Source organism: Pseudomonas sp. GW821-FHT07F01 (genome assembly GCF_059418825.1).
The window spans coordinates 884,770-900,506 of sequence record NZ_JBWKQO010000002.1 but is presented as its reverse complement, the minus strand read 5'-3'; the positions used below and the strand labels follow the sequence as shown (position 1 = coordinate 900,506).

12 protein-coding genes are annotated in these 15,737 nt (G+C 60.1%); 1 reads left to right on the top strand and 11 read right to left on the bottom strand.

The window, feature by feature from the left end; translation table 11 throughout:
- Positions 1 to 67: 67 nt before the first annotated feature.
- The 8 genes from AC07R1_RS10240 to pvdM form a co-directional block, all read right to left on the bottom strand.
- On the bottom strand, positions 68 to 496 hold the full coding sequence (locus tag AC07R1_RS10240; RefSeq protein WP_148053578.1) for a hypothetical protein: 429 nt from the start codon (positions 494 to 496) through the stop codon (positions 68 to 70).
- On the bottom strand, positions 474 to 1,328 hold the full coding sequence (locus AC07R1_RS10235; protein ID WP_495110494.1) for a polymorphic toxin type 44 domain-containing protein: 855 nt from the start codon (positions 1,326 to 1,328) through the stop codon (positions 474 to 476). Before AC07R1_RS10235 ends, AC07R1_RS10240 begins: the two co-directional genes overlap by 23 nt.
- A 1,033-nt stretch (positions 1,329 to 2,361) precedes the next feature.
- The gene (locus tag AC07R1_RS10230; protein WP_053152882.1) at positions 2,362 to 4,794 is read right to left on the bottom strand and encodes a TonB-dependent siderophore receptor; all 2,433 of its coding nucleotides are present in this window, start codon (positions 4,792 to 4,794) and stop codon (positions 2,362 to 2,364) included.
- Between the two features lie 159 nt (positions 4,795 to 4,953).
- Positions 4,954 to 6,609 (bottom strand): cyclic peptide export ABC transporter, encoded by a 1,656-nt coding sequence (locus AC07R1_RS10225; RefSeq protein ID WP_495110493.1) that lies wholly within the window; start codon positions 6,607 to 6,609, stop codon positions 4,954 to 4,956.
- Positions 6,610 to 6,941: 332 nt separating this feature from the next.
- Positions 6,942 to 7,961, bottom strand: a complete 1,020-nt coding sequence (locus AC07R1_RS10220; protein ID WP_053152876.1) for a GNAT family N-acetyltransferase — start codon at positions 7,959 to 7,961, stop codon at positions 6,942 to 6,944.
- 32 nt (positions 7,962 to 7,993) lie between these two features.
- Positions 7,994 to 8,884, bottom strand: coding sequence for a dihydropyoverdine dehydrogenase (gene pvdO, locus AC07R1_RS10215; RefSeq protein ID WP_123397515.1), 891 nt, complete (start codon positions 8,882 to 8,884; stop codon positions 7,994 to 7,996).
- Positions 8,885 to 8,931: 47 nt separating this feature from the next.
- Complete coding sequence (gene pvdN / locus AC07R1_RS10210; protein ID WP_495110492.1) at positions 8,932 to 10,218, bottom strand: pyoverdine-tailoring periplasmic protein PvdN; 1,287 nt, start codon at positions 10,216 to 10,218, stop codon at positions 8,932 to 8,934.
- Positions 10,219 to 10,251: 33 nt separating this feature from the next.
- Positions 10,252 to 11,601 (bottom strand): pyoverdine-tailoring dipeptidase-like protein PvdM, encoded by a 1,350-nt coding sequence (gene pvdM / locus AC07R1_RS10205; protein ID WP_123397513.1) that lies wholly within the window; start codon positions 11,599 to 11,601, stop codon positions 10,252 to 10,254.
- A gap of 173 nt (positions 11,602 to 11,774) precedes the next feature.
- On the opposite strand from pvdM, the gene pvdP reads away from it, so the two are divergent.
- Positions 11,775 to 13,406 (top strand): pyoverdine maturation tyrosinase PvdP, encoded by a 1,632-nt coding sequence (gene pvdP / locus AC07R1_RS10200; RefSeq protein ID WP_495110491.1) that lies wholly within the window; start codon positions 11,775 to 11,777, stop codon positions 13,404 to 13,406.
- Between the two features lie 52 nt (positions 13,407 to 13,458).
- Here the strand turns inward: pvdP and AC07R1_RS10195 are convergent, their stop codons facing one another.
- The 3 genes from AC07R1_RS10195 to AC07R1_RS10185 all read right to left on the bottom strand — a co-directional run bounded on the left by AC07R1_RS10195 (position 13,459) and on the right by AC07R1_RS10185 (position 15,733).
- On the bottom strand, positions 13,459 to 13,896 hold the full coding sequence (locus tag AC07R1_RS10195) for an SMI1/KNR4 family protein (protein ID WP_495110490.1): 438 nt from the start codon (positions 13,894 to 13,896) through the stop codon (positions 13,459 to 13,461).
- Positions 13,897 to 13,924: 28 nt separating this feature from the next.
- Positions 13,925 to 14,224 carry a DUF3349 domain-containing protein gene (locus AC07R1_RS10190; protein ID WP_495110489.1) on the bottom strand — a complete coding sequence of 100 codons (300 nt, stop codon included), beginning with the start codon at positions 14,222 to 14,224 and terminating at the stop codon, positions 13,925 to 13,927.
- 117 nt (positions 14,225 to 14,341) lie between these two features.
- Positions 14,342 to 15,733: an efflux transporter outer membrane subunit gene (locus tag AC07R1_RS10185; RefSeq protein WP_342402293.1), complete on the bottom strand. Its 1,392-nt coding sequence runs from the start codon at positions 15,731 to 15,733 to the stop codon at positions 14,342 to 14,344.
- Positions 15,734 to 15,737: the final 4 nt, after the last annotated feature.

Below are 15,737 nucleotides of genomic sequence, written 5' to 3'. Positions count from 1 at the left end.
GCGATAGGTGAAGTCATAACTGACTAAACAATACCGGCCTAAGCCGGTGTTGTTATGTCGCCATTTTTTATGGCATGGTGGCTTCAATTTCGAAATTGATAATGTTGATCTTTTCGTCAACTTTATAGTATCCAATACTGCTGTAGTTGAATACTGTATCGGTAGTCTTCAGCTTGACTTTTCCAGGAAGGACTTCTTGAATGGCGCCTGAGCTTTTTGTGGTTAGAAACGGGCGCGAGTCTTTTGCTTTAACTAATGCTGTACTATCATCAATTTGTACGTTCATGAGGTAGTAGTTATAGGTTAGCGGTACGGTCGCCCCTCCATTGTCAGAAAGTATCTCGTATATTGCCCCTCGCTCTCCTATTAATGTAGTGGATACAAGCTTTGTTGGCTCCGGAGAGTTTTGAGTAGAGCCGTATATATACAGGGCTTGCCCAAGGCAAATAATAATCAGTACTCCTACCAGCCACTTAGTAGCCTTTTGATTTTGCATACTCAATCCCAGCTTTGATCCATTCTTGATCCATCGGGTCATCGCCATAAGGCGCGCTTTCCCACCATTTTCCAAACTCTTCGCTGGAAGTACCAGCTACTGATTGCGCAGCTCCCGCTGCCCTCAGCAGTATTTCTGTGGAGATACCAGCAGCCTCTCCAGTGGCACCATAATTGAAATTTCCAAACTCTTGGTATTGACTGCCACGTTGTTTGTAGTCCCAGTCTCCTTTATTTTTTACCTTCGTATAAAACCAACCTAAAAGAAATGCATTGGCTCCATTGAAGAACTTATACCGTTCTTTAGCCTCCTTGAGGTTTTCGTCTATTAGAACGCCGACCGGAGCTGGAGGGACGGTTGTAATCTTAGCCTTCTCTTTAATTGCCTCGGCCAATTTCTTTTCAAGTGCTTCAATGGCTAAGGAGTGAAGCTCAATGTTGAGATCTGCTGTGAGGCCATCAATCATCTGGTCTAGGATCTCTTTAAAAGCATCGTCATCGCTGCGAGTTGCTAGATCGATTTCATTCATTATTTCTTCGATAGAGATTGAGGTGTATTTTCTCGGCGGTAGCGTGGATAAGATATATTGATTGTCTTCTAGAGCTCCTTGTCTTTTTTTGATGAGTTTGTTGATTGTAGCTATTGATTTGTCAAATGAATTCTCATTGCCTGGGATGGGGGGGCCGCCCTCTGCAGCGATCTCAGATCTAACTTTACCTTCAATGCCTTCTTTGTTTTCTCTCGCACTAATTTTTATATCGTAAAATGCTTCTGTGAGTTGAAGTGGAACAATTTTCCAAACGTTGAGAGAAAGATCTTTATAGCTGTCCATGCTTGGCCATCCTTCCGACTCATCACGTAATCTGTCCGCTAGGTCGATTCCTGTAGTCGAGGTCCTTCCTCGGCGTAAGCCTTCACCATAACCACCACCGCCGCCAACTCCATAGTTTTGTTGCCTATCTGGATGAATCGTGAACTCTAGTTCGAAAGCTGACCCTGACATATATACATACCTGCGCCGCTAACTGCCTCATGCTAAATTACATGGCTCGTTGGCATTAATTTGTTCCAGAGACATCCCTACAGGGCGCTCCGAAGTTATGTGCTGCAGCGCCTTTACTCATTTCGAGCTGGATGCGCTACCAAGGCACAAAATAACTGTACGTATAACCAGTGCTTTACGCAATCGAAATATGCGTTTGTGCATAATTTTATTGCTACTGATTCTCATTTATTTTCAGGCAACGGAAGGGCAAAGTGAAGAGGCATCTGGCCCTAAGCTGGGCAGCCTTCCCGGGCGGACTTCTTGTTACAGGTGGCCGGCCGCAAGTGCTCTTCACGCGGGGCACCTGTTTCACAACGTGAGGATCTCCATTCGCCAAAAGCCGTAACCATTCACCCCCTTGCATAATTTTCCGTGAACACCACGGCACGCGGGCCTGTAAGCTATTCAGGAGGTCCGCTGCCAACTCTTCTCAGGATCGTTCGCGATTCGTCACCAATCCTGGTAGAGAGCCCCATGACTGCATCCGTCCCCTGAGCAACATCCCTTCGCCCTGGACAATTCAAACACCTGATCCGCGTAGTATCCGTGACTGGCCGTCTACCAGAGCGCGACGTAATTCTGTTGTGGCTCACACACACTACTGGCGTTCGCGCTCCTCGAGCTGGCTTGCCAGCGAAGGCGTCAGCCCAGACGCTGAATGGCTTGCGGGCCTCTTCGCCGGCAAGCCGGCTCCTACGAAAATCCAATACCAATGCGTATGCCGAAGACCGAGGGCGAAACATCAGGTCGATGCTGGCGCTGCGGACAAAAAAATCCCCGCCCCGGTGACCGGAGCAGGGAGGGGTTCAACTGGGGCGAATCAGAAGCTGTATTTGACGTTGAACATGACGTTGCGCGGGTCACCGTAGTAGATCGAATTGTAGGTGCCGATACCGCTGTAATAGGTCCGGTCGAAGACGTTGTTCAGGTTGACCGTGGCCTTGAGGTTCTGATTGAAGTCATAGCTGCTCATCAGGCCCACAACCGCGTAGCTTGAGCGGGTGAACTTGTGGCTGGGCAGCGGATTGTAGGCGGCATCGGTGAAGGTGTCGTCGACGAACGAGGTCGCGCTCTGCCATTGCATGTTGCCGCCCACGGTGACCTTGTTCAGCTCGGCAGGCAGGCGATAGGTGGTGGCGACTTTGAACAGATGCTGTGGCTGGGTGGTCGCCACACGCTTGTTCTTGGCGTCGTAGGACTCCTGATAAACGTAGCCGGCGTTGACGTTCCAGTCCGGCAGCACTTCACCTGCCATTTCCAGTTCAACGCCATTGGTGGTAGCGCCCTTGATCGCACGCATGGCCTCGAAGCCGTCGACACCCATGACGCCACTGCTCTCGGCAAGGTTGTCCTGCTTGAGTTGGAACAATGCCATGCTGGCGTTCAGGCGACGGTCGAAGTATTCACCCTTGATCCCCACCTCGTAGCTCTGCCCGGTCAGCGGGTCCAGGGGCTTGCCGTCCGCTCCCAGGTTGTAGGGCTGCGGCTTGAAAATGTCGGTGTAGCTGGCATAGACCGTGTGGTGGTCGTCCAGGTCATAGGTGACGCCGGCATAGGGAATGACTTCCCCGGAATTGGTGGTGGAGATTCGTGGCAGTTGGCGAAGGGCGTTGACCCGATCGATCTGCCAGTCGTAGTCGTTGACCCGGGCGCCGAGAATGAAGTTGAGGGCATCGGTGGGCTTGAGAATGACCGCCGCGTAGGAAACCTTCTGTGTGCTTTTCACGTCGAAGGTCGACCACCAGGCCCAGTCAGTTGGATAGGGTTCGCTGTTATCCCAGTTCAGTACGTTGTCAATGGTACTGGAGCTGGTGCCATCGGTACGTTTGGACATGGTGGTGGCATGGGAGTAGTTGTAGCCGAACACCAGTTCGTGGGTCCTGCCAAACAGCGCGAACGGACCCTTGGCATAGGCATCGAAGGACTTCTCGTCGCTGTTGGAGTCGAAGTTGGTCACGCCGCCCGGCGGCAGGTAGCCATAGTCCTGGCTGTTGTCTAGGTTGACGTGCTCGCTCGACATGCCGGCGATGATTTCCCGCGAGGTGTATTTGCGCGCATTGACCGTCGCCTTGAAGGTCCAGTCATTGTCGAACTGGTGATCGAGGCCGACAAAGGCGTGCTGGGTTTCCTGGTTGCGGTAGGCGTACTTGTCAGCCGGGTTGGTGGAGCGGGAAAACTTGATCCGATTCCCGTTCTTGTAAAACACCGGCAAGCTGGTGTTGGTCGTGGCGTCGTTGTTGTTCTTCTGGTAGTCGTAGCCGACGCTGAGGGTGGTGGAATCGCTCAGGTCGCCTTCGAGAATGCCGTAGAAGACGTTCTGCTCACCTTTCTGATAGTCGATGAAACTGTTGCGCTTGCCGGTCCCGGCCACCATCCGCCCGCGTATCGCACCACCTTCTACCAGGGGGCCGGAGACATCCACTTCGCTGGTATAGCGGTCCCAGGAGCCAGCGCCTGCGGCGATGTGGCCCTGGAATTCCCGAGTTGGGCGCTTGCGCACCATGTTGATCACCCCGGACGGATAACCGATGCCGTTGACCAGGCCGGTGGCACCCTTGAGCACTTCGATGCGGTCGTAGATCAGGGTATTGCCGATGCTGTAGTTGTCGCGGATGTTGCCGCCGTCGGTGCCCAGGCTGGGAATGCCGTCGTACTGGAAGTTCTGGATTTCAAAGCCCCGCGAGTAATACACGTAGCCTTCGGAACTCTCGCGGTTAACCGTGATACCGGGGGTCTGTTGCATGACTTGCGCCAGTTCGGTCAGCCCTTGATCATCCATTTGCTGGCGGGTGATGACGCTCACCGACTGTGGCGTTTCGCGCAGCGAAAGGTCCAGACGAGTGGCCGAATTGCTTTGCCCTGTGGTGTAGGAACCGGTCCCCTCGGTGGTGCTCCCCAGCCCTTGAGTGGAAATGTTCGTGGTCCCCAACTGCACGGACCCGCCGCTTTGCCCCAGGGTCACTGTGTTGCCTTGCCGCTGGTAGGTCACCCCGGTTCCCTGTAGCAGCTGTGTCAGGGCCTGGTCGGGTTGCAACGAGCCCTTGATTGCCGTGCTGCGCTTGCCCTGAACGCTGTCCTGGTTGTAGAGCACCTGCAGGTCGGCTTGCTGGCCGAACGTCTGCAGGGCGTTGCCCAGGGACTGTGCAGGAATATCGAAGTTGGCTTGCTGGGCTTGTACCTGGGCGGCACAAGGCAGCGCCAGTACGGCCCCAAGCAGATACGACCGCAAGTTCGGCCGCAGCGCATGACGCATGAGCAGGGCTTTTTTAAGGGGGGTGAGTCCAAGAGGTGCTGGCATGTTCATTTGCTCTTATTAAAGCGGCAATGGGAATTCATTTTAAATGTGAATGTTTCTCAAACTTACTATGAGACGTTCGACTTCCCGAAAACCGGAAAGCCGATACGTAAAAAATCAGGCGGGTTCGAGTTCGCAACTGACCTTGCCTGCCTCCATTCGAACCAACTGGTCGGCAATGTCGAAATAGCGATCGTCGTGGGAGATAACGATGATGGTCTTGCCCATGCGCTTGAGATCCGGCAACAGCTCGGTGTAGAAAATGCGCCGGAAGGTCGGGTCCTGGTCAGCAGCCCATTCGTCGAACACCAGCACCGGGCGCTCCTCGATCCAGGCGTTGACCAGTGCCAGTCGCTTGCGTTGCCCGGTGGACAGGTCGGTGGTGGTGAAAGCCCCGTCGCGGATGCTCACCTTGTGCCCGATCTCCAGGCGCCGCAGATACTGCTCGGCATCTTCGGGCAGTTGTTCGCCACCCTGGACCAAGTCATCGAACAGGTAGTAGTCGGCAAAGATGGTGGTGAACAGTTGTCGATAGTCGTCGCGAGTCTCGGCGGTGACCGCGCCGCCGTTAAGCCGGATCTCGCCTTCCTGGGGTCGGTACAGGCCCAGTAGCAGCTTGATCAGAGTGGTCTTGCCGCAGCCGTTTTCGCCGATGATGAACACAATGTCGCCCTGGTTGATCCGCAGGTTCACCGGGCCCAGGGCAAAGGGCGCACTGCCTTCCACGGCAGGAAAGGCATAGCGCACATCGTGCAGTTCCAGGCTGTGCACCACCTGGGGCTGGGTCGCGGTTTCACTGAGCAGCAGGTGCGGTTCGGGCGAGGAGAAGCGCTCCGACAGCTCGGCGATGCGGCGGAAGGCCACCTGTGCCCGGCTGACGATCGGCAGGTTGCCGATCAGCAATTCCAGGGGGCCCTTCATGTACAGCAGCACCAGGACGAAACCGCTCATCACCGCGCGGTCGTTGTTGGGCCAGAAGGACTGCAGGGCCAGGGCCAGGCCGATGACCACGAAAAAAAGCATGGAGCCGAAGGTCTTGGCGACAATGAAAATGTTCACCGACTCGATCTGTTTGTTGCAGATGTGCTCGGCGCTGTGCTTGATCCGCTGGTTGAACATGCGGTTGCGTCGCGGCCGGTGGATGCGCAGCTCCTTGGCGCCGTCGGCAATGGCGTTGTAGTGCTTTTGCAGGTTGTCCTCTTCATCCCGGGCGTCCATGAACCCCTTGATGCCCTTGGTCTGCGCGACAAACTGCACGCTGCAGCCAATCACGATGGCCACCAGCATCAGCAGGAACATCGGCCATGAGAGCAAGGCCAGGTAACCCAGGCAGCCCAGGGTCACGGTCAGGGAAATGGCCAGTGGCGCGAAGGCGAAGGCGAAGTCGCTGATGGTGTCGATGTCGTGGGTCAGTACCGGGATCAGGCGATGGCTGCGATAGCGTTCGATCTGCTCGATGGGCGCGCTCAGGACTTTCTCCCCCAGGTCTTTGCGCAGCTTGCTGATGATGTGCTGGCCGACGTAGTTGCTGCCGATGTCCGACAGAATCGAACACAGCAGCGCCAGCAGGCACAGCCCGGCGAAGGTCAGGACCACGCCGCGGCTGAGGCCGTCGGCGCCGTTCAGGGCCTGATTGATGGTCGCCAGCAGGACAGTGATGCTCAGGCCACCGATGATGCCCAGCACGATCGAGAGGGCCACTGTGGGCCAGAAAGGTTTGAGCAGGCCCAGCAGGTCACGGATGGCGCTGCGGCTACGCGGAGGGCTGTTCATGATGACTCCTGGTTCAAGCACGGATAAGGGCGGGTGAGAGGCGGTTGGCGTTGGTGGTGCATGGGGGGCGGGGTGCAGCCGTCGGGTTCATCTGGTGCGCTTCCTCTGGAATAGATCGAAATACGGGCAATGGTCCGGGGTGCACAGCGCTGCGCGGCGTGCAGTGCTAATTGCTTCAGTGCCAGGCTTGAGGAGGCTGTCGCGCTCGGGGCGGGGCTTGACTCAAGACCGTTGCAGAGAAGACGAAGTGGCGCTGGGGGGATTTAGCGCAGGCCATGCGTTGGGCCATGCGCCGGTCGCTGCAGGGTGGCTGCAGCGACCGTGCGATCAGGTCAAAGTGGCCGATCGAAGAAGAACTCGCGCTCCAGGCGCAGCAGCGCAGCCTTCTTGTGGGCCAGCTGGATGTCCTTCAAGTGACCGAAGCCCTGGGACTTGAGGAAGTCGATCTGCCGGTCATGGTCGATGCGCGGTTCGCCGAGGATGCGCTGGGTGCGTGGGTCATCCAGGAACATGTAGTGCATCAGCGAATTGAACCAGCCCTTGAGCTTGCCGATGCCCTGGTGCTTGTTCTCGCCCACCACCACGTGCCAGCCGCGGTCGTGGTCCTGCACGTCGTAGTAAGGGGCGATGCGGTCTTCCTTGCACCAGTAGACTTCGAAGTAGGCGAAAGGCTCGTCGTCGTAGCAGCCGATCAGCGGGTGGACGCGTGGGTCTGCCAGCATGTCTTGCAAGTAGGCGGCATGCTCGTCGAGGCTTCCCGCTTGCTCCCAGAAGAACGCCACCTGCTCCAGGTTCATCCAGCGGTTGAAGGCTTGCAGGTCACGATCCGGGTCGATGGTGCGCAGGCTGAATTCGGTGTTCAGCCCCGGCAATCGGCGGCGGTACACCTCGCCCTGAGGTAGCGGCGGGCGTTGTGGGTGACGTTTCTCGCCGCTGAACTGGTAGAAGGGTGCGGTGTGGGCGCTGGCCGGAGCACTGAGCCAGGGGAGCGGGTGCTGCCAGAACGTACTGCGTCGGCACTGCAGTTCCACCTGGTGGGCATCCGCGCTGAGCAAGGTGTCAAAGACCCCCTGGCGAATGGCCGACACCGCAAAGTCGCGGCTGGCACGCAGGCGAACCCGCACCAGGGCGGACTTTTTCTTGTAGCAGAAATGCCCGCCGAGCAGGGCCAGCAGCGCGCTGGCCGGATAGTTGGGCGCAATCTCGCCGCTGATCTCGATCAGTTCGCCATCGCTGCGAAAGGTCAGTGCCGCGAAGCCCTCGGTGTGCAGGCTGCCCTGATTCTCTTCGGCGTCATGCACACTGGCGGTGGAACCGTCGCTTAGCGACAGGGTGAACAAAGCTGCTTTCATTGTGTGTCTCCGTCAGTCGATGAGGGGAAGGGTCAAAGGTCGCGGGCAACCCGGAACCCCAGCCAGTCACCACGATCGGTGGGGTAGATGTTGTTGCGGTTGCCTGAGCGGGAAAAAATCGGCGCTTCGGTCCAATCGTTGCCGCGCATCTGCAGGACGCTGCAGTTGGGCTCGGTCCAGGCGCTGCCGTCGGTGGGGGCGCCGACATAGTTCTCATGCCAGCAGTCGGGGGTGAACTCGTAGACATTGCCGTGCATGTCGTAGACGCCGAAGGCGTTGGGGGGGAAGGAACCGGCTGGCGAGGTGAAGCTGAAGCCGTCTTCCGGGCCGTAGGTGTTGGCGTGCTTGGCGATGCTGTACTCCTTGCCCTCGTCGAAAGGGAAGGGGAAGGGACCGGTGCTGCCGGCGCGGGCCGCGTATTCGCGCATGGCTTCGCTGACGATGAAGTAATGCTGGCCGGTGCGCTTGGACAGCCAGGCGGTGTAGGCCTGGGCTTCGTTGAAGTCCATGCACACCGCCGGTTGGCGCGGGCCGACTTCGTAGCGGGGTTTGCCGGCCTTGCATTCACGACCGGGACGAGTGTCGCCGTCGGGCATGCGGTAGCCGGTTTCCCGCAGGTAGGTCGCCCATTCGCCGGCCAGGACCTGGAAACGCCCGATGGCGAAAGGTTTGGCGAAGGTCACTTCATGCATCGGACCCTCATCCTCCTGGCGGCCGACCTCGTCAGCGGGGGTGCCCATGGTGAAGGTGCCAGCGGGCAGCACCACCATTTCCGGGCAGTCCTTGCAGTCCTTGAACACCTTGCCCGGCTGGGGCGAGGCGGCGGCCTGGGCGGCGGTCGGCAGGAACAGGCTCAGCAGCAGGGCCAGCGAGAGGCTGGCCAGGGCCGGGCGGTGGGCGGTACTCAGTGAATGCTGTTTCATCATGACTCTCTTTTTAAAAGTGACACAGGGCGCAAGGAGGGGCGGTTTCAAACCTTTTTGCGCAACAGGTCCATGAGGCGATCGATCTGTTGTTCGTCGTTGAGCAGGCCAGGCGCGGTACGGATCACTGGGCCCACATCGCGGTCCACGGCATCGACCACCACCCGATTGGCCATCAGGTAGGCGGCGACCTTGTCGCAGTCCTGATTCTTGACCCGGAAGAAGGTGAAACCCGCCGACAGCTCGGGGCTCAGGGGAGTGACCAGCTCCACTTGGGGCAGCTCCTGCAGACGCTGCTTGAGGTAGCTGTTGAGGGCGTGGATGCGCGCCTGGACCTCGGCCTTGCCCAGTTGCAGGTGCAGCTTGAAGGCCTCATCCAGGGCCCAGCGATGTTCAAAGGCGTGGTAGCCGCCGGGGGTCATGCTGGTGCCGAAATTGTTGTCCTCGGAAAAGGTCGGCACGCTGGGAGTGACGTTCTTGAGCTCCTCGGAGCGGGCACAGATGATCCCGGTACCGCGGGGGCCGAACATCCACTTGTGGGTGCCGGCGATGAAGAAGTCGCAGTGCATGTCGGGAAAGCTCAAGTCCTCCACGCCAAAACCGTGGACCCCATCGACCACGTAGAGGATCTGCTGCGGTTCATCACGCTGGCGATTGAGTTCCTCCACCAGTTTGCCAATCTCGCCGATTGGCAGTTTCACGCCGCTGCCCGACTGCACCCAGGTCATGCCCAGGACCCGGGTATTGGGGCGGATGCTGCGCTTGATCGAATCCAGGATTTCATCGCTGGAGACCCGGTGCGGGTCCTTGAACAGGCTGATCTTGCGCACTTGGGTACCCTGTTTGCGTACCCGGTATTCCAGGCTGTAATCGGTGGCGTAGTGCTCGTGCACCGTGGTCAGGATTTCCTGCTCGGGCCTTACGTGAATACCGCCATAGATCATCGCCAGGCCTTCGCTGGTGCTGCCGGTGAGGGCGATCTGGCCAGGCTTGGATTGCAGATAGCGGCCTGCCCACTGGCGGACTTCGGCTTCGCGTTTCCAGGGTTCCTGCAGGTCCCAGTCCATGGTCAGCCCGGGGTTGCGATCGATGTTGGCGCGATGCCGTTCGATGGCTTCACGCACGGGCCTTGGGTGCGAGGTCACCAGGAAATTGGAGAAGTGCAGGTAGTTCGGGTCCTGATCGAACAGCAGGCGCAGTTGCGCCCATGGGTCCTTGGGCGTGGGCGCCGGGGCGCTAGCGCTAGTGCCGGACGCTGCCAGGGCGCCGGCGCCCAGAGGCAGGCCGGCGGCGAGGATGCCGGCCTGTTTGAGAAATGTACGGCGATCGGTCATGAGCTCATTTCACTGGTTGGCAAAAGGGGAGGATCAGTGGTTGGCCAGGGGCTTGGCGGACTTCTGCACCTGCTCCCAGACTCGCAGGAAGTTGCCGCCCCAGAGCTTGGCGATATCTGCTTCGCTGTAGCCGCGCTGCAGCAGTTCGGCGGTGATGTTGCGGCCCTCGCTGACGTCCTTCCAACCGTCCAGGCCGCCGCCGTCGTTGAAGTCCGAGCTGATACCGACGTGGTCGATGCCGATCTTCTTCACCGCGTAGTCGATGGCGTCGCCGAAGTCCTTGAGGGTGGCCTTGGGTTCTGCTTCGACGATGCTGTACAGCTCGCCGGCGTACTCGCCGAAACGCTGCTCGGGCCACACGGTGATGATGGCGTCGCCGGGCATCAGGGCCATTTCCAGCCCGGTCAAGGGTTGCAGGTCGAAGCGGGCGCGCAGGGCGTTGAGCTTGTCCCGGGTCGCTTGGCTCAGGGGGCGGATATAGGTGGGAAAACCGACGATCTGCACCACGCCGCCGCTGTCCTTGATCAACTGCATTTCCTTGTCGCTGAGGTTGCGCGGGATATCCACCAGGGCCCGGGGCGCCGAGTGCGAAGCGACGAAGGGCGCGCGGCTGAGCTGGCTGACTTGCTCCAGGGCCTTGCTCGACATCTGCGACACGTCGATGATCACCCCCAAATCGTTGAGCCGGCGCACGGCCTGCTGGCCCAGGTCGGACAGCCCGCCCAGGGCATCCGGGGTGTCGTTGAAGAACGGCAGTGGCCGCGAGGAATCGGACCAGGCGTTGTTGCCTACATAGCTGAAACCGAACATGCGCATGCCACGGGCAGTCCAGAGATCGAGCTGGTTGAGATCGGTGCCCAGCGGGTAGGCGTTGAGCATGCTGAGGAACACCGCGAACTTGCCTTCACCATTGAGGCGGCGGAACTCTTCCGGGGTGTGGGCGATGGCCACCTGGTTGGGGAAATCGCGGACCATGCCGGTGAGAATCTTGTAGCGAGCTTCCTGTTCATTACGCGCGGCGTCGACAAAGCCCGCCGTTGGGCGATGAGGGGCATTTGGGCCGTTCCAGATTTCCGGCCAGCCAAAGATCGTCAGGGCTGCGCCGGACAGGCGCCCGCGTCCGGCCTTGGCCAGGTCGAACTGGCCGCTGCCGTCCTTGTCGGCCTCGTTGCCGGCACTGCCGAAATCCAGGGGCACGGTAATGTGGCTGTCGAAGGAGAGGATGCGCTCCTGCAGTTCTTCTGCCTGCTTCATCACCTTGACCGGGTAGCCGGGGTTGTCCCTGAACCAGTAGTCCCAGGCCAGGAAGCCGGCGCCGGCGCCAATCGCCAGGGCCAGCGGCAGGCCAATGTAAAGAGCCTTCTTCGAACGTGGTTTTGTCATTGCCATCTCAGTCGGATTCGCCGTCAAGGTGCAGGCACAGGGGCCTTTGCTATCTGGGAAGAACGAGCCAGTGACGAGGAAATTTAAGCCTCCTGCGCGGGCGGTAAATTTCCTGGGGCAATAAACGTTCTAGCTTGGATAAAGCCTGCATCAGGGCTGACACAGGTAGGGCAATGACGATTTCTCGACGAGGGTTCATGGCGGGCTTGGCGCTGACTGGCGCTGCAGTGCCGGCGGCGTTTTACGTGCATCGCGAGTTGACGCGTGAGGAAGAGTTTCCCGTCACCCCGGGCGAAGCCACGGTGGACCTGGCAGACACCGCCGGGCAACGCTTGGCGGACCAATTGCGGGGCGTCTGGAGCATTCGCTTCGAAGGTGCCGATGCCGGGCTCGACGGCTTGCCGCGCCAGGGGCTGGAGCTGTTCCTCGACATCGCCCAGCGCGGTCGCGGCCTGCGCGGCTACCTGGACACCGCCGAAGGCCTGCGTGGCGCGGCCGAGCCGCGTTACCGGATTGTCGGTGATCTGGTGAGCCCGCAGCCGGGTGAAATGTACTGGCGCCTGGTTCCGGTCTCGGCGGCGGACGGCGCCGCCGCCTATGAATTCAAGATGAGCCTGGATGAGGTCTGGGCCGATTTCGCCAATGCCGGCAGCGGCACCCTCAGTGGCCGTGTCGAGCGCCTGGACCGGCCTCTGGCGTTGCCTGCCCTGGATAACCGCTTTGTCGCCACCAAGCAGATGTTTCCCGAGGCTCGCCAGCGTATCGGCCTGAACCCGACGCTGCAGGCCTGGCTGGTGTCGCCCGAGCATCGTTTGTTCCACCAACTGTGGCACGCGACCCGGGACAAGTGGCACCGGCTTTCCGAAGAGAAGCGTGACGCCCTGCGCGGCATCGGCTGGCAGCCCGGCCCCCGGGGCCAGGAGCGCGATGCGCGCGGTCCGAAGAAGGATCGCAACGGCTCGGGCATCGATTTCTTCTTCATGCACCGGCACATGCTGGGCACGGCGCGTTCCATGCAGGATTTGCCGTCCTGGCAGTATTTCCCCCTGCCGCAGCCGGAACTGCTGCGTGATCGCCTGGGCTTCGCCCGCTATTTTGACAACCATGACGGCGGTTCCTTGCCCCCGGCGTGGCTGGCCGATGACGATGACGACTACAGCCAGTGGGTCAGCGACATCAAGGCCGGCGAGACCTACCACAGCAACTTCCAGGTCTGGGAGTCGCAGTACCGCGACCCGCGCTACCTGGCGAACCTGAGCCTGGGTCAGTTCGGCTCGGAGATTGAACTGGGCCTGCACGACTGGCTACACATGCGCTGGGCCTCGGTGCCGCGTGATCCTTCCAGCGGTGCACCGGTGCCCATGGCCCGCGATCCGGCGGACTTTTCCCCGCGCTGGTACCAGCCGGAAAACGACTTTCTCGGCGACCCGTTTTCTTCCCATGTCAGCCCGGTGTTCTGGCGTTTCCATGGCTGGATCGACGACCGCCTGGAGGACTGGTTCCGCGCCCACGAGCGTTTCCATCCCGGCGAGCTCAAGCGTCTGGAAGTCAATGGCGTGCCCTGGTTCGCCCCGGGGCGCTGGGTCGAGGCCGGCGATCCCTGGCTGGGACCGGTGACCCACGGTTGCAGCACTATCCCTGGATTGCAGACCGGCAAGACCGTGGAGATGGACCCGGAAACCATGAAGCTGGCCCTGCGCATCACCTTTATCGAGGATGAAAAGCAGTTGGCCGATCTGCTGCGCAAGGTGCCGCGCCGGCCCTGGTATGCGCGGCATTTGAAGGTCAGGCAGCGGCTGCTGTAGTGGAGCCGGACTGATCGCGAACTTCGAGTCTGGAGGTCGTTGCTAGGGGGGGTCAGATCGAAAGGGCCACTTCGGCCAGGAAGCTGAACAGTTCTGGGTATCCGGTCTGCTGCCATGCTTGGGTTTCATGATCAAAAAAGCACACCTCTGCCAGGCATTGATTATTTTCAATCCGGAATCCGTAGAAGTCGCCGCAGCCGTTCTCTGAAAACAACAGATGACACTTGCCAATCAGTAGGTGTTGTCGATTGATTCTGGCCAGGTTGAAATCGCTGTCTCTGTCCAGTGAGTAGACGATTCCCAAGGCAAAGTAGCCGCCCCCATGCTTCAGCAGGAACTGGCGGTACTCGACAGGAAGTCGCAGCACCAGGTCATTTTGAGCCTCGGTGATGTCCTCCTCGGTGGCGGCGCTGTCCGAAGGGAGCTCAAACCAGATCGGATGGAGGTTCTTCTTGGCATTCAGCAGTTGTTCAAATTCACTGAAGTTCATTGTCCTGGTCTTTTTGAGGGGCGAGGCATCAGGTGTCGGCCAGGGTTTCAGACGCTCCGTGATGGTTCAGGAACCGAGCTAGCGATTCTATGTCCTGAGCTTTCGGTTTCTTGCTGGTCACGGCCTCGTAGATCTCGTTGAGCACCAGATCCGGGTCCTTGTGGGTGAGCTGCGAGATGACATTCGCCAGGTTCCGATCTGACAGATGTTCATACAGCACTGCCAGAAGAGGAGGGTAATCGGTTGGGCTGACTCCGTTCGGGAATGCTCTTTTCAGCATCGACAGCACGTCTGCCAGGGCGGCGTCCAGCTCGGTTCCAAGGGGCATGGTGGGGGCGTTGCTCGCGTCTGTGGGTGGTCGGACGATTCTAGGTCATCAGCGCCCTGGCCGTCGCTGCGACGATGGCCAGTGGTGATACCGCTGGCCATGCGAGCCTTTGGTGATTCATTGATTCCAGCCGCCACCCAGGGCCTTGTACAGGGCAATGCTCGACTGCAGCCGTGACAGCCGCAATTGCACGTTCTGATCCTGGGCGGCGTACAGGGTGCGCTGGGTTTCCAGCACGGTCAGCAGGTCTTCGGCGCCTGCCTGGTAGCGGCTCTGGGCAATCTCGAAGGCCCGTTGCGCCTGATTCAACTCCTCGCTCTGCCACTGGCGTTGCTGGTCCAGGCCGCGAATGCTGTTGAGGGCTTTTTCCACATCGGCAAAACCATTGATGATCGCCCCGCGATAGCTTTCCAGCAGTTCTTCCTGCTGGGCCGTGGCCTTGTCCCGTTCGGCGCTCAGGCGCCCGGCGTTGAAGATCGGTGCCACCAGCCCCGCGCCGAGGTTGTAGAAGGGACTGCGCAGCAGATCCGGGGCGTGACTGGCGCCGGAGCCGAGGCTGGCGCTCAGGGTCACGCTGGGCAACATGGCCGCCCGCGCCACTTTGACATCGGCCTGGGCTGCGGCCAGTCTGGCTTCGGCGCTGGCAATGTCCGGGCGCCGGGTCAACAGGTCGCTGGGGACTCCGGCGTTTATGTTCGGCCATTGCAGCTCGGCGAAGCCCTGGTTGCCCAGGCGCAGGTCCTGCACCGGTTGCCCGAGCAGGGCGGCCAGGGTGATCCGTGCTTCCTCGGCCTGTTGCTGCACCAGTGGCAACTGACGTTGCTGGGCGGCGACCAGGCTGCGTTGCTGGGCCAGTTCCAGGGCAGTGGCCGAGCCCGAGTCGTAGCGGGTTTGCACCAGTTTGAGCACGCTCAGGGCGTTGTCCAGGTTCAGCCGAGCGATTCGGCTTTGTTCGCTCAGCGCCAGCGCCTGCGTGTAGCTGTTGGCCACGCCACTGAGCAGGGTCAGTTCCACCGTGGCCTGGTCGAATTCGCTGGCCTTGACGCCCAGGAGGGCGCTGTCGCGGGCGGCGTGGCGGCCGCCCCAGAAGTCGATCTCGTAGCTGGCGCTGAGGCTGGCGTCGAAATAGTCCACGGCCTTGCTGTCGCTGGTGGCGTCCAGTTGGCTGTAGCCCTTGCCGCGCAGCAGTTTCTGCCGGTTGGCGTTGAGCCCGCCCTTGAGCTCGGGCAGCAGTGGCGCGCCGGCGATCACCGCGCTGGCCTGGGCCTGGCGTACCCGCGCCATGGCTGCGGCGAGGTCGAAGCTGCCATCGCGGGCCTGGGCGATCAGGCGGTCCAGGTCCGGGCTGGCGAACTGGCTCCACCATTGCCGGTGGTCGGCCTGGGCCGCGGGGGAGGCGCTTGCATGCCAGGTGGTAGGGGCTTGCAGGCCGCTGTCCGGGCGTGATCCGGGGGCGCTGCAAGCCGCCAGCAAGATGCTGGCAGCAACAAGGGTCAGGGATGCTTTCATCAAT